The organism is Ruegeria profundi (assembly GCF_049800715.1).
Classification (GTDB): Bacteria; Pseudomonadota; Alphaproteobacteria; order Rhodobacterales; family Rhodobacteraceae; genus Ruegeria; species Ruegeria profundi_A.
Map to the genome: position 1 here is coordinate 27,715 of NZ_JBNAFO010000012.1, position 18,350 is coordinate 46,064.

The following is an 18,350-nucleotide window of genomic DNA, read 5'->3' on the forward strand; positions in this document are numbered from 1 at the left end:
CTTACCCCTTCGAGAACGGGCAAGGGGACCCGCCGCGCCAAGCGCTTGAGATTTTGTACGAGTCGATGCGCATTTTCAGCACCGGATCATCCGAGGCCTCAATCCCGGGGGTCAGCAAACCAGGATTGAAGCTGAGCTTCTCAGACTGTTCTATCTGGTCCTCAGGCACAGCGTTTAGCGTGAGAACGCCCATCATGATCCGTTTGCGATGGGGCGGCCAGGGGCGCGAGGAGTTGTTGAAATCGTCTCCGACCTCACCGATTGTCATCATCAGGGAAAACCGCGCAGGCTCCTTGGCGAGACGTTCCCTGAGTTCGGCCTGCAGATAGTCATCCACCGGTGTCTCATCCGGGTCGGTGTTCAGCACGCCTGCGATGGGTTGCCACGAAAACCGCACCCAGTGGCGTACGCCCTCCGCTCCGGTCACGATGAATGTATGGCAGGCGTGATAAGCCGCCCGCGCATAGCTTGTCGGCGCGCCGATCTGAGCGGCCTGCAATACACCAAGCTGAGAATAGGCGTTCCGGTCGGCAAAGCCAATGGCGCCTTCGTCCGGGCTGATCGTCTCGCCAGGATAGGGGTCGCGTTCAGGCAGCATCAGTTGAAGGTAGCTCCAGATTTTCTGCCAGGGGGTCTGACCGTTGTAGAGCTTGGGCTTGGCGGCCTCGGCGAAATCCAGAAACGTCTCGGGCGTCGGGGTGAAGAACTCGGGCAGGTTCATCGCGATCAGGTCGGTATCGGAGCCATCCGACAGGTGAAACCGCACCGCAAGACCCCGGACATCGGACCAGCCGTCATGCACCACAGCGCAGCCCGACCCGTTCGAGAATCGAACAATCACATTCGTCTTTTCCGTGGTGAAGTGATCCGCGGCGCAGAAATTCCGGGCGATGGGCGTGGGCTTGAAATAGCCGGTCGCACTGATCCCGATTGTGTGAACGGGGCGCAGGGCCAGATCGCCATCAGGACGATGCAGAACTTCTACCAGCTTCTCGGCAAGGCCGGGATCGCTCATGACTTGACCACCTGTTAACTGAAGTTACCCCCAAAACGTGGCGTTAACCATAAACACTGGTCGCGCAAAGGCAACAGGAAGAATACGTAAACCCCGGCGAAGCCACTGTTTGATCAAGCAAAACCGAGGTCGGCTACCATTTGTTCAGCATATCTTTGGCATGGGTCCAGTATTCACTTTGCCGGCAGGAGTAGAATGCCTTCTCCATCAGATCGTAGGATTCAGGTCGGTGTGTCGCCAGCCCCACGACCTTGGGTAGCGAAGGGTTCAGACGCACCATCCGCTCTTTTAACACAAGATGGGCCATCCAATGCTGGTTCTCAGCCGATGTGGTCAGCAGCAGTTCGATCAAAGCCCCCCGAGGCGCGCCCGACGTGATCCCGAACCACTTCAACAGGCCCCAATCGTCGGGGTTCTTGATCATCTCCTCCGAGATATCTGTGGGCTGTTGACCGGTGCCGATCGACAGAGCCTCGATATGCGCCAGCCCTTCGGCGCGACCGGCGGCGATGGCCACGTTGATGCCGTTCATCACCGGATTGTTGGCAAAGGCCCCGCCATCGGCGAAATAACCATAGTCCTCCCCGCCCGAGATGATCTGATGCGGCGGGAAATAGGATGGCGCGGCTGAGCTTGCCATGGCGACATCCAGCAGGCCGACATCGCTCATATCCAGCCATTTTTCGTAGCCCAGCACCTGGTTGGTGATGGTAAACGGGGACCATCCCACCTTGTCGCTGCGATGCAGGCACACGGTGTTGACCGCCAGAACGAGATCCGGGGACAGAGAGTTGACTTTGCGGTCTCCAACTAGACTGCGCCCGATCTCCTCGAGCCCGGTGGCATTGTATTGCGAGGCGGTGATGCCCGGACCTCCGCCGAGTTTGAACCGCCGCAGCACCTCATCCAGCGCCTTGTCCAGAAAGCTGTGTTCGTTTTCGCGGAAGATCTTGTCGGCATCTTCACGGTAATGCGCGGCAAGGTCGCCGATCAGCCGGCCCATATCCTTGCCCTGCGTCCGGCCATCCGCCAGCGCCACGGCGATCAGCCCACCGGTCGAGGTGCCGGCGAACCCGTCCGCCTTGTCCAGAACGCCGGTCTCCTCCTGCAAGCTTTGCAGGATCAAGCAGGTCAGGTAGCCCCTGATCCCCCCGCCATCGCAGGACACAAGTTTGAATACCATTCGATGCGCCTCATCGCTTTTTAGTTGTAAGGGGTTTTAGGATAACTGGGCTGGGAAAAGCCAGCCGTTTTGCGACCCGTTTAGGCTTATCCCGCATAGCAAATTGGAAAAAGCCTTGCGAAAACCTGTATTTGTCAGCACAGTTCGCCGCGAAAAGGACGGGCTTGGCCCGCAATGGCCGACCCCACCGGGGCCACGGCGCAATCAGGGAGTTGAGGCTATGGCGTTGGAACTACATGAGATGTGCAGCGGGCTGGGCTTTCCCGAAGGTCCGGTTGCGATGAATGATGGCTCGGTCCTGTTCGTGGATATCAAAGAGCAGACCCTTGCGCGCTTGTCCGTCGATGGCACCGTCAGTGTGGTGGCCGAAATCCCCGGTGGCCCCAATGGCGTGGCGATCGGCCCGGATGGCGCGGCTTATGTCTGCAACAACGGCGGTGTCTACAGTTTCGTGCCCTACGGCCCCGACGATATTACCGTCCCCGCCCCAATTCGTCCGCATTACAAGGGTGGGTCCGTGCATCGGGTCGATCTTGAGACCAGAGAGGTCTCGATGCTGTTCGATTCTTATGAGGGGAAACGGCTGATCGCGCCCGACGATCTGGTCTTCGACAAGGAGGGCGGGTTCTGGTTCACCGATACCGGGATCGAGGACGCGGAGTCCACGCGCTATGGCGGGCTGTACTATGCCACGATCGACGGCAAGACCCTGATCAAGGCCGCGACGATTCCGATGCCCAATGGGGTCGGGCTGTCGCCGGATGGCGGCACCGTCTATGTCTCGGACACGGTATTCGGGAGGCTTTGGGCGATGAAGATCACCGGCAAGGGTCAAGTCGAGCCCGGCCCGATTCCGGGGATGCCGGGGCAGGTGGTGCAGACCTTGCCGGGCTACCAATGGCTCGACAGTCTCAAGGTTGAGGCCGACGGACGGGTCTGCGTGGCGACGATTTTCAACGGCGGGATCACGGTGTTCAGCCCCGATGGATCAACGGAACATGTCGCCATCCCTGATCTTTTCACGACCAATATGTGTTTCGGCGGTGAGGACATGCAGGATATCTGGATCACCGCCTCCAGCACGGGCAAAATCTACAAGGCCAGATGGCCTCGTCCGGGGTTGAAGCTGGAGTTTACGGCTTGATGTAAGGACCGTCTGCCTTGCGCGGGCGAGATCAGCAGATATTTGAGCGATAGCCAGTAGCGGAGCGAGACATCGGTGTTTCGCAGGTGTAACCCGGCGACACGGAACAAGAAGCACAAGGCCTTGGCCGGCCTGCTGAGGCTCAGTCTGCAGGCGCTGGTGTGACAAGCCAAGTAATAACGCTGCCGCCCAGTTGTCGGTAGCCGATGTCGAAGACCGACCCTGCCGTGACCGTATTCTTCAACGATTTGGTCAACCGCAGCTTCAGTAGGGTTTCACTGGGCTCGCCGTAGAGTTCGGCATGGTCAAAACCAAAGAACTGTTGAACCGCAGGAAACAGGGCCTTGTAGAGAGTTTCTTTGGCCGAGAATACAAGCGTTGCCGTCAACGCTTGCGTGTCGATTTCCCGGATCAGCCGGGTTTCATCTGGCTGCAAAGCGACTTTGAAAATTGCATCCAGTGAGGATCTTTCTGCTATTTCCTCTATATCGACACCAACCAAAGTGCCTGGCTGATCGGTGACAATCGCCGCACAGCGCCCCTTTGAATGCGTGATCGAGCCTGCCACGCCTGCGGGCCAGATCGGCTCACGGTTGGGACCTGTGGCGATCTGCTTAGACGCATGCCCCGTTGACGCCAAAGCGGCCATGGCTACGGCACGGCCTGCAAGGTACTCGGCCTTTCTCTTTTCAACGGCCCTGTCCAAACGATCCGGTCGGTCGACGCACAACGTCGTGAAAAGGTCATCTTCAAAACGAGATTGATCAAACCTCGCGATCACAGCAGTCGCTGTCGCAGACCCGATGTCCATGGCCCCCACGTCCGTCAGGAACCCATCGGAGCGCGTTTCAAGGGAAGAGAGGTGTTGGGCGGGCAGTGTCATGGCCCCCTTGGCTTCCCTCAAGCGTCGCGCCACGTCAATCCGGATTTTCAAATTGTATGACGCCTGCACAGTGGGGCAGCTTGAAATGTAGGGAACCATTTGAGCATCCGACAAAACCTACCTCTCGCCTAAAGGGTTGGGGGACTCAGCGCCCCTCATGTCTTCAAATCTCGTAGACGCGTGTCAGACTACGATCGGAATTGGATTATGCGTCTGAAAGTGCGGAGATATCGGCCTTTGTCCAAACGCAGTCGTGGTCGGAAAGCGGTGTGCCAGTGGCCGAGATTGAACTCAGCACGCCCTTGTCTACGGGCGTGAATCCCCGCCCGGCCAGCCAATCCAGTTTCATCTTTCGGTCCGGGTGTGGCGTGATCAGACTGGGGCGGGTCGTGTCGCCCTCGGCTGTAAACTCCCACGAATACCCCTGATCTTCGGCCAGTGCGAACAAGGTTTCGCGGCGCCAGTCGAAATCGGGGGGAAGGTGGTTGCCTGTGTTCAGATCTCCGCCGATCAGAACGGGCATGTCTGGGGCGAAGGCGTCAATCTCCCGTAGCAGAAGTTCGAACTGAACTTGCCGGTGTTCAGCGGCGGAATTGCTTTCCAGATGAGTGGAGACCACGCAGATCGGCCCCCGTTCGGTTGGCACCACGGCGGCAATAGCCATGCGCCCCCCGACCCGGGGTTGCTCGGGATCGGCAGCGCCGCTTTCGGGGGTGAACCAGTGGCCGTGGTCGTCCAACCGGATCAACGCCGTGCGCTCAAACGGGACCGAGGACAACACGGCGTTGCCGTGCCAGCCGGTTGTGTTGAAATCATCGGTGCAAAAGGCGCGCTCGGTCGGGCCGCCCAGATCAAGCTCGTGAAATTCGACGCCAAAGGCGTAGGTCATGCCAAGGGCGCGAGCGACCTCTTCGGTGGTGTGGCGTTGCGCAGTGCGGGCCATGCCGCAATCGACCTCGGAGAGCAGAACGATATCTGGTGCAATCGGGTCCAGATGCGCGGCGGTTTCTTCGGGAAACAGGCAGCGTTCAACATTCCAGGCGGCGACGGTGATCTGCGCGGGCAGTTGAGCCGCTGTAGCCTCGCCGCCCAATTGCAGCGCGTTCATCGCCGGCAAGGATGCCATCAGCGACCGATGCGCCGTCGTTGTGCGTGGGGAAGCCAGGATTTCAGCCCGCTGGTCAGATGTGACAGCGGGCAAAGTCGCGACAGTCTGTGTGATCAAAGGACTTTTCCCGTTTCCACGTCGAACAGACGCAGGGCGTCGTGTTTCAGGGTGATGCGGGTCTCGCCCGTGTGCACGCTATGATCCTTACCGACCATGACCGTAAAGGGCTGGTCCGCAAGCGTTCCGTGCAGCAAACGATGCGCGCCAAGTTCTTCGAGGATGTCGACCTGGAACGAGACGGATCCGTTCTCATCCAGTTCGACATCCTCGGGACGTACACCCATGGTCACCGGGCCGCTGACGGTCTGTGGCGCGGGCATCAGCCCGTCATAGCCGTTGAGGCGGACCTGTCCGTCTGACGCTTCGGCCTCGATCAGGTTCATGGGTGGGGCACCCATGAACGAGGCGACGAAGGTAGAAGCCGGATTGTGGTAGATCTCGGAGGGGGTACCGATCTGCTCAATCCGGCCTGCGTTCAAAACGATGATCCTGTCAGCCATCGTCATCGCCTCGACCTGGTCATGGGTTACGTAAACTGCCGTCGTGCCAAGACGACGCTGCAGGGCTTTGATCTCGATCCGCATCTGGTTGCGCAGCTTCGCATCGAGGTTTGAAAGGGGTTCATCAAAGAGGAACAAGGCAGGGTCGCGCACCACGGCACGCCCCATGGCGACGCGCTGGCGTTGACCACCGGACAATTGCGCAGGTTTGCGGTCCAGATATTCAGTCAGGTTCAGCATTTTGGCGGCGTCTTCGACCTTGGCTGCGATCTCGGACGCGGGCGTGCCGCGGTTCTTCAGGCCATATCCGATGTTCTTGCGCACCGTCATATGCGGGTAGAGCGCGTAGTTCTGGAAAACCATCGCGATGTCCCGATCTGCCGGGTCCACATCATTGACCACCCGGTCGCCGATTTTCAGCGTGCCTTCGGTGATATCCTCGAGCCCCGCGATCATCCGCAACAGTGTGGATTTACCGCATCCCGAAGGGCCGACTAGAACAACGAACTCGCCGTCCTGAATGGTGAAGCTGGTGGTCTGAACGGCCTTGAAGCCGTTGGGATAGACCTTGCGGATGCCCTCTAATGATACCTGAGCCATGCGCGTATTCCTTATTTGTCGGATTCTGTGAGGCCCTTGACGAACCAATTCTGGAAGAAGATGACGATCGCCACCGGCGGGATCATCGCAACAATGGCCAGCGCCAACGCTTGTCCATGCTCGGGGATCTGACTGTCGGTGTAGGTCAGCACGATCTGTTTGATGCCACGGACCAGCGTGAAGAAACTTTCATCCGTCGTGATCAGCGTCGGCCACAGGTACTGGTTCCAGCCAAAGACGAACATGATGATGAAGATCGCGGCAATCATCGTGCGGCTGAGCGGGACGAGGATGTCGATAAAGAACTTCCACGGCCCTGCGCCGTCGATCCGGGCCGCCTCGGCCAGTTCTTCGGGGACGGACATAAAGAACTGCCGGAAGAAGAACGTGCCTGTGGCAGATGCGATTAGGGGAACGATCAGACCGGTATAAGTGTTGGTCAGGCCCAGTTTCTGGATCGCCTCGTAGGAGGGTAGGATGCGGACTTCAAGCGGCAGCAACAGGGTGGTGAAGATCACCCAGAAGGCCAGCGTTGCAAAGCGCAGGCGGAAATAGACGATGGCATAGGCCGCCATCATCGAGATGATGATCTTGCCCACGGCAAAGCCGATGCCCAGAATGAAGGAGTTCATTAGCATCAAGGTGCCGTCAACGGTCTGCGTGAACCCGCCTTTTTCAAACATGGCGGCGTTGAAGTTCTTGCCCAGGTCGTCGCCTAGGCCCAGTTGGATGCCCTCGCGGTGAATGGTGACCGCATCGTGGCTGGCCGTGGTCAGCGCCAGCAGAGGCGGCAGGATCATCAGCAAGGACCCAAGGATGAGGACAAAGTGATCTCCGATCGTTTCCCAGCGGATTCTGCGGGGTTTGCGGGTCACGGCGGGTGTGTCGAGTGTGGTGTCGGCCATGATATCCTCCCTCAGGTATAGTGAATCCGGCGTTCCACCAGCCGGAACTGGAAGACGGTCAGGATCAGAACAAGGGCCATCAATACTACGGACTGCGCGGATGATCCGCCAAGGTCGTTGCCGCGGAAGCCATCCAGATACACCTTGTAGACAAGGGTCATCGGGTTGTTGCCCGGCTCACCCTTCATCAGTGCGTCGATGATGCCGAACGTATCAAACAGGGCATAGGTGATGTTGATGATCAGCAGGAAAAACGCGGTCGGGGCCAGCAGAGGAAAGGTCACGTCCCAGAACCGCCGCGTGGACGAGCGGTTATCGATCATGGCCGCCTCGCGGACTGAACGAGGGATGGATTGCAGGCCCGACAGGAAGAAGATGAAATTCACCGGGATCTGTTTCCACACCGCGACGATGATCATTGCCGTTGCGGTGGCGTTGTAGTCAACGCCCAGCTTGAATTCCCAGCCGAACATTCCGAAAAACTTGGTCATGGGGCCGGTACTTTGATCAAAGAACAGAATGCCCAGAAAGCCTGCGACCGGGGGTGCGATCGCGTAGACCCACATCAGCAGGGTGCGATAGGATCTCGCCCCTCGGATCACCTTGTCGGCCTTGACCGCCAGCAACAGCGCGATGGCCAGCGAAAAGAAGGTGACGAGAATTGAGAAGACAACCGTAAACCACGCGATGCGTTTGTACTGATCATTGCCCAGCAATGAGGTGTAATTGTCCGCCCCTACAAAGGTCGAGCCGAACCCGAACGGGTCTTGCAGAAAGAACGACGATTGTAGCGCCCATCCAGCGGGCCAGTAGAAGAAAATGGCGATGATCATGAGCTGCGGTAGCAGCAGCGCCACAGGAAGCCAGATAGTGTCGAAGCCCGCGCGTTTCATTGTTAGTCCAGTTTCAAAATGGGGGATGGCCGCGCCCAAAGGCGCGACCATCTTGGGGGTGATCCCAGAACCTTAGCCCTGAGTCTTTGCGAAGCGCGCCAGCAATTCGTTGGCTTCGGCTTCGATGTTCTGGAAGGCGCTTTCCACGTCGGTCTCACCGGTCAGGATACGGCCATACTCGCGGTTCATGATGTCGCGGATCTGAACGTAGAAGCCCATGCGGTAGCCTTTGGTGTTGTCACCGGCCTTGGCTTGCAGCTGGTTTACGCCAACTTCGGCGGCAGGATAGCGCTCATAGTGGCCGTCTGCCTTGGCGGCTTCATAAGCGGCCTCGGTGATCGGGACATAACCAGTTTCCTGGTGCCAGAAATACTGGGTCTCAGGCGCGGTCAGGAAGCGGAAGAACTCGGCAGTTGCCTTGTTTTCCTCGTCCGACTTGCCCGACATCGCGAACAGAGCTGCGCCGCCGATGAAGGTTTGGGTCGGCTCAGCCGTGACAGCTTCCCAATAGGGCAGCTCAACCGCACTGAATTCAAAGCCCAGGTCTTTCTGCAGCAGGCCGCCGAAGGAACCGGACGAGCCCAGCCACATGGCAACTTTGCCTTCTTCGAACGGTTTTGCGTTGTCACCCCAACCGGTGCCATACCATTCGAACATGCCGTTGTCCTTCCACTCGGTCACGGCGGTGAAGTGCGCCTTGATCGCGTCGTTGTTGACCAGGATCTCGGTGTCCATGCCGTCATAGCCGTTGTTGTTGGTCGCAAACGGCAGGTTGTGACGCGACATGAAGTTCTCGGTGAAAATCCAGGGCAGGTGCGATTGGCTGAGCGGGATGTAGCCTGCCTCTTTCAGCGCCGGAGCGGTGGTCGACTGGAATTCTTCCCATGTCTTCGGCGGGGTCACGCCTGCAGCTTCCAGAGCGTCGACGTTGTAATACAGGATCGGGGTCGACGAGTTGAACGGCATCCCGATCATCTTGCCATCGCTGTCGGCATAGAAATAACGCACACCGGCGATGTAATCGTTGATGTCGAATTCGACGCCGTTTTCAGCCAGCAGGTCCTGAACCGGTACGGTCGCGCCCTTGGCTGCGATCACGGTCGCGGCACCTGCGTCAAACACCTGCATGATGTTGGGCTGCTCGCCCGCGCGGAAGGCAGCGATCCCTGCGGTCAGCGTTTCTTCGTAGCTGCCCTTGTAGATCGGAGTGATTGTGTATTCGTCCTGCGACTCGTTGAATTTCTCGGCAACCTTGTTGACGGTTTCCCCCAGCTGCCCGCCATGGGCATGCCACCAAGTGATTTCGGTTTCTGCAAAAGCTGCGGTCGCGGTGAACGCGAGCGCGGCAGCTGTTGCGCAAAACTTCAGATTGTTCATTTCGATCCTCCGGTTCGGTGTCGGCCCTTTGCAGCTAAAGGACCGTTGGCATTATGTGCCGGTTTTCATGCAGGTTCCCCCGCGGCGTTTTTCGCGCGCAGCCTCCGACCTGCATCCGTGGAACGCGGCTGAAATCTGCACACGTGACCACATACTGTTAACGTATGACAGTTCGATGAAAGATTTCTAGCAATATTGACAAATTCGATGAAAAAGATGGACAGCTAAGGCGTGGTTGATGACAGCAAAAAACAACTGGACAGACCGCGCCGCGTTACGGCGCAGGCGGTTGCCGATGCGGCGGGCGTGTCCCGCTCGGCCGTGTCCCGTGCGTTTACGCCCGGCGCTTACCTTGATGCTGAAAAACGTATAAAAATCATGCGTATGGCTGACAGTATGGGGTATCAACCCAACGCGTTGGCGGCAGGGTTGAAGGGAGGGCGCTCGCACCTCGTAGCAGTCTTTGTGGGCAACAAGCGGAGCACCTACGACTCGGAGTTTGTGAACCGGTTGGTCGGGCAGTTGAACGCTCTGAACAAGTGGCCGATTCTGATTGATGGCAGTGGCGAGAGCGCGGAATCAGCTATGGATCAGGTTTTGCGCTATCCGCTGGATGCTTTGATTCTGCGCGGAGGCAGCATGCCCGGCGCGCTTGTGGAGCAATGCAGCAAATTCGGGGTCCCCATGATCTCATCCGGGCGGATCGTTGATGCAGCAGGGATCGACAATGTGTGCTGCAAGAATGCCGAGGGGATGACCCTCGCGACCCGCGTTCTGTTGGACAAGGGCCGCACGCAGTTCGGGTTCATTGCAGGCGCTGCCGAGTTCGGATCTTCAGATGATCGTAGGGCCGGGGTGGTCAACACTTTGGCGGCGGCAGGATTGTCCCTAATCGCGGAAGAGGTCGGAGATTTCACGGTTGGGGCTGGATACGACGCAGCGCAGAAACTGCTGCGGGAAAACAGCCTTGATGCGCTGATCTGTGCCAACGATGCCAGCGCGATAGGAGCGTTGACCGCGGCACGGGAGTTGGACGTGGACGTGCCCGAAACACTCTCGATTGTGGGCTTTGATGATATTGAAATGGCCGGGTGGCCCGCGTTCAATCTCAGCACGATCAACAATCCGATCGACCTTTCGGTCGAACATGTGATCACCTTGCTGGAAAAACGTCTGGCTGAACCGGCAAAGGACAGTGAGACCCTTCTGATCGAGCCTTTCTTTGTCCCGCGCGGTACCCATTGACGCTGATACGGCCCGAGGTGCCTGAAACCGTGAAGGGTTCGTCGGCGCGTGTTGGATTTGATATTCTTCACACCGCCTCTCACCCGATTTTGCCGTCAAAGGGAGACAGGTTTCGACAAAGGTGCCTTTCTGCTGCCGCAAGTTGTTGTGAGTGTGGGTCGGGGCCTGTCTCAGACCTCTTTGATCGACGTCTCTGACAGTCTTTCTACCAAGCTCTGCTCAATCTCTTCCAGGACGCCGCGCAAGCGTTTTTGCAAGGCATGTTCGATAGAACAGGTTGGCGCCTCATCTTCACTGCCGCTTGCGACAAGGCGCTCGTCCAGCGCAAGGTAGACGTCGGCTAGCGTGATTTCGCTCGGCACGCGGGCCAGACGCCATCCGCCTGCATGGCCTTTCTCGGATGTCAGTAGACCGGCGGCGCGCAATTTTCCCAAAACGCGACGCACAACAACCGGGTTGGTTCCGGCATGATCCGCAATTTCGGTTGAGGTGCGCACACGGTCCGGCTCTCCGGCCATATGGCTGAGCGTATGCAGGGCAAGTGACAGGCGGCTATTGCGCTTCATATGACGGGGTTCTCCAAACCTGCTGGCAACGTAACTTTGGCTGTTGCATTAATCTAGTAACTATGAAAGTTACAAGAACCGCATCCAGAGCTATGGAGACTCATATGTCAGATACGCGCCTTCCCGTCACGGTGCTTTCCGGATTTCTTGGGGCTGGCAAGACCACTTTGCTTAACCGGGTTCTCAACAACCGCGAAGGTCGCCGTGTCGCGGTGATCGTGAACGATATGTCGGAGGTGAATATCGACGCCGACCTCGTTCGCGCCGATACCGAGCTGAGCCGCACGGACGAGACGCTGGTTGAAATGTCGAACGGCTGTATCTGCTGCACCCTGCGCGATGACCTGCTGGATGAGGTCCGCCGACTAGCGGCTGAGGGGCGCTTTGACTATCTTCTGATTGAATCGACGGGTATTTCAGAGCCTCTGCCGGTGGCTGCGACCTTTGATTTCCGCGATGAGTATGGTGAAAGCCTGTCCGACGTTGCACGGCTGGACACGATGGTGACAGTCGTCGATGCGGTGAACCTGCTTGGGGACTTCTCTTCGCATGACTTCCTGCTGGATCGCGGTGAGACCATGGGCGAGGAAGACGAACGTACCCTCGTCCATTTGCTGACCGATCAGATTGAGTTCGCCGATGTCGTGATCCTGAACAAGGTCAACGATGCCGGGCCGGAAAAGGTCGACGCGGCCCGCAAGATCATCCGCAGCCTTAATGCGGATGCCGAGATCGTCGAGGTCAATCACTCCGCTGTGGCGGCTGAGAAAATCCTCGATACCGGGCTGTTTGACTTCGAAAAAGCCCATGAGCATCCGATGTGGGCCAAAGAGCTGTATGGCTTTGCTGACCACGTGCCGGAGACTGAAGAATATGGTGTTGCGTCTTATGTCTACCGGGCGCGTTTGCCCTTCGTGCCCGAGCGTGTCCTTGAGGTTCTAAACGGCGATCTGCCGGGTGTGATCCGGGCCAAGGGGCATTTCTGGATTTCTACGCGTCCCGATTGGGTGGCTGAGTTTTCGCTGGCCGGAGCGCTCTCTAGCGTGCAGCCTTTGGGCACTTGGTGGGCTTCGGTTCAGGAAGAACACCGACCGACCCATGACAGTGCCCGTGCCTATATGCAGGCCCATTGGCAAGAACCATGGGGAGACCGCCGGCAAGAATTAGTGTTCATCGGGGCAGGGATTGACTGGCCGACCCTCAGGGCCCGATTGGATGCTTGCCTCGTACCTGCCGTTGCGGCTTTGGGTCCCGACAATTTGCCGGACCATCCCGACCCGTTCCCGATCTGGCGTCGGGCTGAGGCAGCAGCATGAGCGTTGTACGCCAAACCGTGATCGGTGCGGCCGTTGGGGTTGGCGTTGCGGATACGCCCGAGGCGCTGAGCGCCTTTCTCAACCCGGGTTGCGCCGCGGCACTTTGGCGGCGTCAAACTCCGCCCAGTGTTCAAAGCTGGCTAAATAGTCTTGACCCCGAGGACCTGCCGAACGGGCGGGTGATCCTTCCGTTGGGCAAGGTGGCCGAAACAATCGGCCATCTTTGCGACATGTCCGGTTTGCCAGCATGCCCTGAGCGGGATTGGCTGGAGGCGGATATCGCCTTACTGGCAGAGGTGTTCTCAGATCTCGTCTCGGCCCGTTATTTGCGGTTGCGGCTGGATGTTGTCACGACCAACGCTTGCCGCAAGTTCCATATCGACGCCATCACCGCGCGACTGGTCTGCACTTATCGCGGCACTGGTACGCAATACGGCATTTCGCGTGATGGCGCTGAGCCGAAACGTGTCTTTACGGTGCAAACCGGTTCTCCGATCCTATTGCGCGGGACACGCTGGCCGGAAACACCGCGGTCGGGCCTTTTGCACCGTTCCCCTCCGATCGAAGGCACCGGCGAGACCCGGCTCGTACTGGTATTGGATCCGATCACCGACCCGGAAGAGGCTGCATGACCGGAAATCTGGGGCAAAGCAGCTTGCGTCGCAGGAAGCGCGCGGGTGATCCCATGGCCGTCTTTGACAGCCTGCCCGCCCCGTTGCGGCAGTGGTTGTCCGAAGCGGCCCTGCCATGGTCGCCCGTCTCGGCGCGCCGGATTTGGGTCAAAGCGCTGGCCAAGGGTCTTACGCCGGAAGAAACGTTGCTATCGCTGAATCGGGCCGAGGCGAGTACACTGGCACGTGACAAGGTGATGGCCCTGCCGCGCGGTTAAGGCACCCACGCTCTGGGGTCGCTTTGACTTGAAACTGTTACGCTCAGCCGTCACCATCCGATCATTGTTGATTGATGAATTACGGAGGGCGCAATGGCCTATAAGCTGATTAAGGGCGAGTTTCATATTTTTTACCCAGACATTCCAAAGCAGGGCCCGGAACCTGACGGAGATACTCTGAAATTCAAGCCAGATGACCCGTCGCTTGTTCAGGACCTTTGGCGTTCGGGCCAGCCCCGGCCCGGCTTCAATGGGCGTGGGATGATCAATCTGCGCTTTGAAGGGCTGGATGCGCTCGAAACCCATTTCCGCAGCGCGCATCAGAACAAACACCTTGCGGAGGCGTCGCGCGATTTTCTATTGGATTGGGCCGGGTTCGGAGACGTGGTGTTCTGGGAGGACAAGCCCAACAAGGTGAAGCAGGTCGAAAACAACCCGGTTCGCGGCTACATCCTGACCAATGGTCTGGACGGCCACGGCCGGATTGTGGCCTTTGTCTACTCGGGTGATGCGCCCGAACCGGACGGTGAGGTATTCAAACTGATGCCGGACCGCGTGGATCAGAGCTTCAACGCGCGCAGCCTGGAGGCTGGTCAGTCCTATCCACTGTTCTACCTGACGCTGCCGATCTCACTTGCGCAGCATCTCGGAGGGATTGCGGATCAGGCCCGTGCGACTGGAAATGGCCTGTATCCCGATGATGCGTCGGCCCCCGGTCAAGACTTCGAAGTAACCCCTGCGAATTATCAGAATCTGGCAATCTGGCCCAAGCTCTTCCGGCGCCTGCATGACTATTTCGCAGATGAATTCGACGATTTGACCGGGTTCGATACCTGGCTGCGCGCGGACCCGAGGGACCGGGACGATCGCATGCTTCTGCCTGATGACTATGACGCCCATTTCCACAATGTGGTCGAGGTGACCTCGCCCACGTCCATGAGGCTGACAGTCGACCCCAAGGATATCGTGATCCTGCCGGACGATTTCACCATGCCCGACACCGGCCTGCCGTCACAGTAGCGCCAGGTCTAAAGCTTCGCCGAAGGTGCCGGGCCGCGCCAGTCCAGGCTGAGATCATGGCGCAGACTATGTGGGAAGGGGATCATCCGATTGGTATCCTCGTCCCACAGCCTCCATTTCAGGCAACTGAGCGCGCCTCTGATGTCGATCGCCGCGTTGTTCCAGTCCTGCGCGATTGAGGCGTTGCAGGTCTTGAGGTGATAACAGGGGATCTTGGCGTTCAGGTGATGCAGGTCATGGAAACCGAAATTCAGCAGAACAAAATCCACAACCGGTCCTAGTCGGAGCGAACTCGCACCGTGCAGAGCGGCTGCATGGGCAGTTTTGTCTCCCGACTGCCGCCAATAGGTTTCTTCGAAGTTGTGTCCGACATAGACGACAAATATTCCGAAACTGCCTGCAAGAAGGCTTCCAAGGATCAGGGCGTAAAAACTCCACCAGCCAAGAAATGTAATGATCAGGCCCCAGAAGGTGAACATCGCGATATTCTGCAGCAGTACATCCCGGATGCTGACTTTCAGCGTGTTTCGGGGCCAGCGGTATTGGACGAAGTAGATCAGGACCGGGCCGATGAGGAACAATGTGATGGGGTGCCGATAGGCGCGGTAGAACAGTTTCTTGGACAGGGGCGCGGCTTCGTACTCGTGCCGGGTCATAACATAGACCTCGTGGGCGTCCCGGTGATCCAGATTGCCTAGATGCTGGTGATGCAGGTTGTGATTATACCTCAAAACGCTATGGGCGATCCCGGAAAAGAGGCACAGGAGGTTCCCAAGGAGATCATTCCACGTGCGGTTTGTGAAAAAGCTGTAGTGCCCACAATCATGCTGAATGGAGTAGAGCCTAAGTATACCGGCTCCAAACAGAAACGAACTTAAGGTCAGGGAAAGCCATGCTCCGGGAAAAAGGGCAGGGATAGCAAGCCCTGCAGCGACGACGCCCGCGCTGATCGCCAGCGCTTTGAAGGCCATCCTATCTTCTGGTTTTGTGAATTCCCTCGGAACCTTGATCGAACTCATTACCGTCACTGAAAATGATTGAGACTATGAAAACGCTTAGCGTCCCCAACCGTTAGCACGGCTTTGGATTTCCGCCAAATGCGTTGCGGTTCCCGGCTCAGGCGTCGGTTTGGGACAACTCCAGAAACATATAGGGCTGTATGTTCTCGAATGGCCAAACGCGGACGATCTGCGTAAGGCCCAGTTTCTTTGCGCCACGCCCAATCGCGTTGAACACTCCGATATGTTCCTGAAACACAGGATCGTCGCTGAATCTGTCGATCATGCGGTCGGTGATCTCAGACCGCACGCGTAGGCGCAGGCCGGACCCCTTCAGGTGACGTTTGATCTGGGCAAAGCGGACAAAGTTGAGGCTGTTCCACAACCCATGAACTTCGTAGGTGTCCTCAACCCATGTGATCCGCTTTCGAAACAGCCGCCCTGTCAGGGTCTTTGAGCGAAGCGCGGGGATGTTGAAATGCGGCTCATACGGGAAGCCGTAGTTGGGGCAGAGGATCAGGCAGCGGCCCTGTGGGGCCAGAAAACGCGGCAAAGTATCAAGGAAATGCCGCCAATCCGGCAAGTGCTCCAGAACGTTGACCATGTAGATCAGGTCATAGGGTTGTGACGGAGTGAACGCCTCATAGGTGCTGCGTTCAATGCCTCCACCCAGCTTGGCGGCGTGATCCAGAACATGCTCCATCGGTGCGAAGCCATCGGCGAAAGGCTCGATGGCGTCCAGCGTAATGTTAGGGTTCCGCTGGCGCAGCATGGTTAGCAGGATACCTGCCCCGCAGCCGATCTCCAGCGCCCGCGCGCCGGGGGGCAGGGCGCAGATTTCAGGGTCGAGATTCTGGAAATGAAACCGAGCTGCGCTAAGCCAGATGTCTTTCAGGGGAAAGTCGAACCGCGCGAAATCCTCAAGAATGTCGTCGACCGAAAAAAGGCTTTCTTGAGGGCTGACCGAATGCATACTGATCCCAAGACGAGTGGTTTGAAGGATTGATATAACAATGTGTTGGAGCGGGCCAGCGTCCTATACCATTGCCGCCGTCGGGGTGATCGCCACCGTCAAGGCCATACGCCAAGGCGAGAGCCCGCTGCTTTGGTCTCCGCTGGTGTATTTCACCGCGATTGAGGTGCTGCAGGGCTATTCCTATTCTGTCGAGGGGCAATGCGCATTGCCCCAAAATCAGGTCGCCGCGTTGCTGGCCTATATACATATCGCCTTTCAGCCGCTGTTTACCGGCATTCTCGCGTTGTATTTCATCCCAAAGGATGTGCGCGGTATGATAGCGCCCGTGGTCTTAGGTCTTGGCGCAGTGACTGGAGCGTATCTGTTGCTGCAAATTTATCCGTTCGAGTGGGCAGGCCCGTGCCGACCGGGTCGTCTTTTGTGCAGCGATCATCTGTGTGTGAAGGCGGAAAGCTGGCACATAGGGTGGCATTTGCCACTGAATGATCTGGGTGAAAGCCTGCCTGCAAGGATTCTTGGGCAGCAATATGATCTGAACTTCCCGGTCTATTTTACGGTGATGTTTCTGCTGCCCGCCGCTCTGGGCGCATGGAAAGTCGCGGGGTTTCAACTGCTTATCGGGCCCACGCTGGCCTTGGCCTCAACCGATAGCCCTACGGAAATGCCTGCGATCTGGTGTCTGTTCTCGCTGGGCATTGTCATGATGATCGTGTTCACGCCGCTCAAATCGGCGCTGCAAGCAAGATCATGGCCTTTGTGGACTGTGCTGCGCTGGGTGAACGGGACCAATAAAAAATCACTCTAATACCCTAACAAACCGTTCACCCGCGCATCACTTTCTTTACCTCGTGCCTAACCTGCGAACCGCAGTTCCGATCTGGTCGGAGACCCGGTTCCCCCTCAAGCCGGTGGGAGGCAAGAAACTCTATGGAGGCACGACTACGTCTCGGCGTCATCCTCCAGTTGATACAGAACCCAATCGTCACGCAGGCCTTTCAGCTGTTTGGGGCCAATTTCCTGAAACTCCAGTCCCAGACCCAAAACCAGATCGCGCACGGTGCTGGAAACCCATGTCTGCCCTCCCGGTGTCAGGCTAAGAACACGGGCCGCGATTGCGATCGCGATGCCGGTCACATCGTTGGTGGTGCGCAGACACTCTCCACAATGAATACCGGCCCGAAGCTTTAGGCCGAGCGCGTCTGCCGTGGCCCGAAAGGCCTTGGCGCAAGCGATGGCGGCACTGGGGCGAGGAAAGATCGCCAGCATGCCGTCACCCATCAGTTTCACAAGTGTGCCTTCGTGTTCTGCGACAGTCTCAAGCGCTGCCGTATCCAGAGTGTCCATGATATCGCGCCACTCGGCATCGCCTAGACGCGCGACGATCTCGGTCGAGTTTACCACATCGGTCATCATGATTGTGACCAACAGGCTTTTGTTTTCACCATCAGCCTCGTATTCGGCGATATTGTCCTCGAACGTTTGGTCGATCAATGCGCTCGGCTGAGGGTGGATGATCGTCGGGCGAACCGGAAAGGTCTTCACGACCGCCGGTTCGTTGCTCTCCATATCAACGACTGCCAGAGTGCTATGCTTGCTGCATGGCGCCGGAAGTTCAGACAGTTCGGGATCGTCGATGGGTTCAATAATTTCAAAAGATGTATTCAACATAACT

Annotated in this window: 19 protein-coding genes; 7 read left to right on the forward strand and 12 right to left on the reverse strand. The window is 58.0% G+C overall.

Annotation, left to right across the window (positions count from 1 at the left end; all coding sequences use genetic code 11):
- Nucleotide 1: 1 nt before the first annotated feature.
- Both ACP15L_RS17870 and ACP15L_RS17875 read right to left on the reverse strand, forming a co-directional pair.
- The gene (locus tag ACP15L_RS17870; protein WP_425085207.1) at nucleotides 2-1,015 is read right to left on the reverse strand and encodes a catalase; all 1,014 of its coding nucleotides are present in this window, start codon (nucleotides 1,013-1,015) and stop codon (nucleotides 2-4) included.
- 133 nt (nucleotides 1,016-1,148) lie between these two features.
- Entirely contained in the window at nucleotides 1,149-2,198 is a 1,050-nt protein-coding gene (locus tag ACP15L_RS17875; RefSeq protein ID WP_425085208.1) for a patatin-like phospholipase family protein, read from the reverse strand.
- A gap of 115 nt (nucleotides 2,199-2,313) precedes the next feature.
- Here ACP15L_RS17875 and ACP15L_RS17880 point away from each other — a divergent pair, with 115 nt between their 5' ends.
- Nucleotides 2,314-3,342 carry an SMP-30/gluconolactonase/LRE family protein gene (locus ACP15L_RS17880; protein WP_425085209.1) on the forward strand — a complete coding sequence of 343 codons (1,029 nt, stop codon included), beginning with the start codon at nucleotides 2,314-2,316 and terminating at the stop codon, nucleotides 3,340-3,342.
- A 142-nt stretch (nucleotides 3,343-3,484) separates the two neighbouring features.
- On the opposite strand, the gene ACP15L_RS17885 is transcribed toward ACP15L_RS17880, so the two are convergent.
- The 6 genes from ACP15L_RS17885 to ACP15L_RS17910 form a co-directional block, all read right to left on the reverse strand.
- Nucleotides 3,485-4,225 (reverse strand): 4'-phosphopantetheinyl transferase family protein, encoded by a 741-nt coding sequence (locus ACP15L_RS17885; protein WP_425085210.1) that lies wholly within the window; start codon nucleotides 4,223-4,225, stop codon nucleotides 3,485-3,487.
- Between the two features lie 205 nt (nucleotides 4,226-4,430).
- Nucleotides 4,431-5,447, reverse strand: a complete 1,017-nt coding sequence (locus tag ACP15L_RS17890) for an endonuclease/exonuclease/phosphatase family protein (protein ID WP_425085307.1) — start codon at nucleotides 5,445-5,447, stop codon at nucleotides 4,431-4,433.
- Nucleotides 5,447-6,493, reverse strand: a complete 1,047-nt coding sequence (locus tag ACP15L_RS17895) for a sn-glycerol-3-phosphate ABC transporter ATP-binding protein UgpC (protein WP_170666947.1) — start codon at nucleotides 6,491-6,493, stop codon at nucleotides 5,447-5,449. Before ACP15L_RS17895 ends, ACP15L_RS17890 begins: the two co-directional genes overlap by 1 nt.
- A gap of 11 nt (nucleotides 6,494-6,504) precedes the next feature.
- Nucleotides 6,505-7,398 (reverse strand): ABC transporter permease subunit, encoded by an 894-nt coding sequence (locus ACP15L_RS17900; RefSeq protein WP_170376923.1) that lies wholly within the window; start codon nucleotides 7,396-7,398, stop codon nucleotides 6,505-6,507.
- Between the two features lie 11 nt (nucleotides 7,399-7,409).
- Nucleotides 7,410-8,291, reverse strand: a complete 882-nt coding sequence (locus ACP15L_RS17905; RefSeq protein ID WP_425085211.1) for an ABC transporter permease subunit — start codon at nucleotides 8,289-8,291, stop codon at nucleotides 7,410-7,412.
- A gap of 72 nt (nucleotides 8,292-8,363) precedes the next feature.
- Nucleotides 8,364-9,668 (reverse strand): extracellular solute-binding protein, encoded by a 1,305-nt coding sequence (locus ACP15L_RS17910; protein WP_170481536.1) that lies wholly within the window; start codon nucleotides 9,666-9,668, stop codon nucleotides 8,364-8,366.
- A 231-nt stretch (nucleotides 9,669-9,899) separates the two neighbouring features.
- Here ACP15L_RS17910 and ACP15L_RS17915 point away from each other — a divergent pair, with 231 nt between their 5' ends.
- Nucleotides 9,900-10,913: a LacI family DNA-binding transcriptional regulator gene (locus ACP15L_RS17915; protein ID WP_425085212.1), complete on the forward strand. Its 1,014-nt coding sequence runs from the start codon at nucleotides 9,900-9,902 to the stop codon at nucleotides 10,911-10,913.
- Between the two features lie 170 nt (nucleotides 10,914-11,083).
- On the opposite strand, the gene ACP15L_RS17920 is transcribed toward ACP15L_RS17915, so the two are convergent.
- Entirely contained in the window at nucleotides 11,084-11,479 is a 396-nt protein-coding gene (locus ACP15L_RS17920) for an RrF2 family transcriptional regulator (RefSeq protein WP_425085213.1), read from the reverse strand.
- 104 nt (nucleotides 11,480-11,583) lie between these two features.
- On the opposite strand from ACP15L_RS17920, the gene ACP15L_RS17925 reads away from it, so the two are divergent.
- The 4 genes from ACP15L_RS17925 to ACP15L_RS17940 all read left to right on the forward strand — a co-directional run bounded on the left by ACP15L_RS17925 (nucleotide 11,584) and on the right by ACP15L_RS17940 (nucleotide 14,704).
- Complete coding sequence (locus tag ACP15L_RS17925; RefSeq protein ID WP_425085214.1) at nucleotides 11,584-12,795, forward strand: GTP-binding protein; 1,212 nt, start codon at nucleotides 11,584-11,586, stop codon at nucleotides 12,793-12,795.
- Entirely contained in the window at nucleotides 12,792-13,427 is a 636-nt protein-coding gene (locus tag ACP15L_RS17930) for a DUF1826 domain-containing protein (RefSeq protein WP_425085215.1), read from the forward strand. The genes ACP15L_RS17925 and ACP15L_RS17930 overlap by 4 nt, the downstream gene beginning before the upstream one ends.
- The gene (locus ACP15L_RS17935; RefSeq protein ID WP_419739338.1) at nucleotides 13,424-13,684 is read left to right on the forward strand and encodes a DUF6525 family protein; all 261 of its coding nucleotides are present in this window, start codon (nucleotides 13,424-13,426) and stop codon (nucleotides 13,682-13,684) included. Before ACP15L_RS17930 ends, ACP15L_RS17935 begins: the two co-directional genes overlap by 4 nt.
- Nucleotides 13,685-13,777: 93 nt before the next feature.
- On the forward strand, nucleotides 13,778-14,704 hold the full coding sequence (locus tag ACP15L_RS17940; protein ID WP_425085216.1) for a hypothetical protein: 927 nt from the start codon (nucleotides 13,778-13,780) through the stop codon (nucleotides 14,702-14,704).
- A gap of 8 nt (nucleotides 14,705-14,712) precedes the next feature.
- On the opposite strand, the gene ACP15L_RS17945 is transcribed toward ACP15L_RS17940, so the two are convergent.
- Nucleotides 14,713-15,675, reverse strand: coding sequence for a fatty acid desaturase (locus ACP15L_RS17945; RefSeq protein WP_425085217.1), 963 nt, complete (start codon nucleotides 15,673-15,675; stop codon nucleotides 14,713-14,715).
- A gap of 145 nt (nucleotides 15,676-15,820) precedes the next feature.
- Nucleotides 15,821-16,675, reverse strand: coding sequence for a class I SAM-dependent methyltransferase (locus ACP15L_RS17950; protein ID WP_425085218.1), 855 nt, complete (start codon nucleotides 16,673-16,675; stop codon nucleotides 15,821-15,823).
- A 40-nt stretch (nucleotides 16,676-16,715) separates the two neighbouring features.
- Between ACP15L_RS17950 and ACP15L_RS17955 the strand changes: the two genes are divergently transcribed.
- A complete protein-coding gene (locus ACP15L_RS17955) occupies nucleotides 16,716-17,483 on the forward strand; it encodes a DUF5765 domain-containing protein (RefSeq protein ID WP_425085219.1) in 768 nt (255 codons plus the stop codon).
- Nucleotides 17,484-17,617: 134 nt separating this feature from the next.
- Here ACP15L_RS17955 and ACP15L_RS17960 read toward each other — a convergent pair whose 3' ends face one another.
- Entirely contained in the window at nucleotides 17,618-18,346 is a 729-nt protein-coding gene (locus ACP15L_RS17960) for an adenylate/guanylate cyclase domain-containing protein (RefSeq protein WP_425085220.1), read from the reverse strand.
- Nucleotides 18,347-18,350 lie beyond the last annotated feature (4 nt).

Bases quoted from the DNA above. Each gene is read 5' to 3' on its own strand.
- ACP15L_RS17870 (WP_425085207.1), bottom strand. From the start codon at position 1,015: ATGAGCGATCCCGGCCTTGCCGAGAAGCTGGTAGAAGTTCTGCATCGT.
- ACP15L_RS17875 (WP_425085208.1), bottom strand. From the start codon at position 2,198: ATGGTATTCAAACTTGTGTCCTGCGATGGCGGGGGGATCAGGGGCTAC.
- ACP15L_RS17885 (WP_425085210.1), bottom strand. From the start codon at position 4,225: ATGACACTGCCCGCCCAACACCTCTCTTCCCTTGAAACGCGCTCCGAT.
- ACP15L_RS17895 (WP_170666947.1), bottom strand. From the start codon at position 6,493: ATGGCTCAGGTATCATTAGAGGGCATCCGCAAGGTCTATCCCAACGGC.
- ACP15L_RS17900 (WP_170376923.1), bottom strand. From the start codon at position 7,398: ATGGCCGACACCACACTCGACACACCCGCCGTGACCCGCAAACCCCGC.
- ACP15L_RS17905 (WP_425085211.1), bottom strand. From the start codon at position 8,291: ATGAAACGCGCGGGCTTCGACACTATCTGGCTTCCTGTGGCGCTGCTG.
- ACP15L_RS17910 (WP_170481536.1), bottom strand. From the start codon at position 9,668: ATGAACAATCTGAAGTTTTGCGCAACAGCTGCCGCGCTCGCGTTCACC.
- ACP15L_RS17920 (WP_425085213.1), bottom strand. From the start codon at position 11,479: ATGAAGCGCAATAGCCGCCTGTCACTTGCCCTGCATACGCTCAGCCAT.
- ACP15L_RS17925 (WP_425085214.1), top strand. From the start codon at position 11,584: ATGTCAGATACGCGCCTTCCCGTCACGGTGCTTTCCGGATTTCTTGGG.
- ACP15L_RS17930 (WP_425085215.1), top strand. From the start codon at position 12,792: ATGAGCGTTGTACGCCAAACCGTGATCGGTGCGGCCGTTGGGGTTGGC.
- ACP15L_RS17935 (WP_419739338.1), top strand. From the start codon at position 13,424: ATGACCGGAAATCTGGGGCAAAGCAGCTTGCGTCGCAGGAAGCGCGCG.
- ACP15L_RS17940 (WP_425085216.1), top strand. From the start codon at position 13,778: ATGGCCTATAAGCTGATTAAGGGCGAGTTTCATATTTTTTACCCAGAC.
- ACP15L_RS17945 (WP_425085217.1), bottom strand. From the start codon at position 15,675: ATGGCCTTCAAAGCGCTGGCGATCAGCGCGGGCGTCGTCGCTGCAGGG.
- ACP15L_RS17950 (WP_425085218.1), bottom strand. From the start codon at position 16,675: ATGCATTCGGTCAGCCCTCAAGAAAGCCTTTTTTCGGTCGACGACATT.
- ACP15L_RS17955 (WP_425085219.1), top strand. From the start codon at position 16,716: ATGTGTTGGAGCGGGCCAGCGTCCTATACCATTGCCGCCGTCGGGGTG.
- ACP15L_RS17960 (WP_425085220.1), bottom strand. From the start codon at position 18,346: ATGTTGAATACATCTTTTGAAATTATTGAACCCATCGACGATCCCGAA.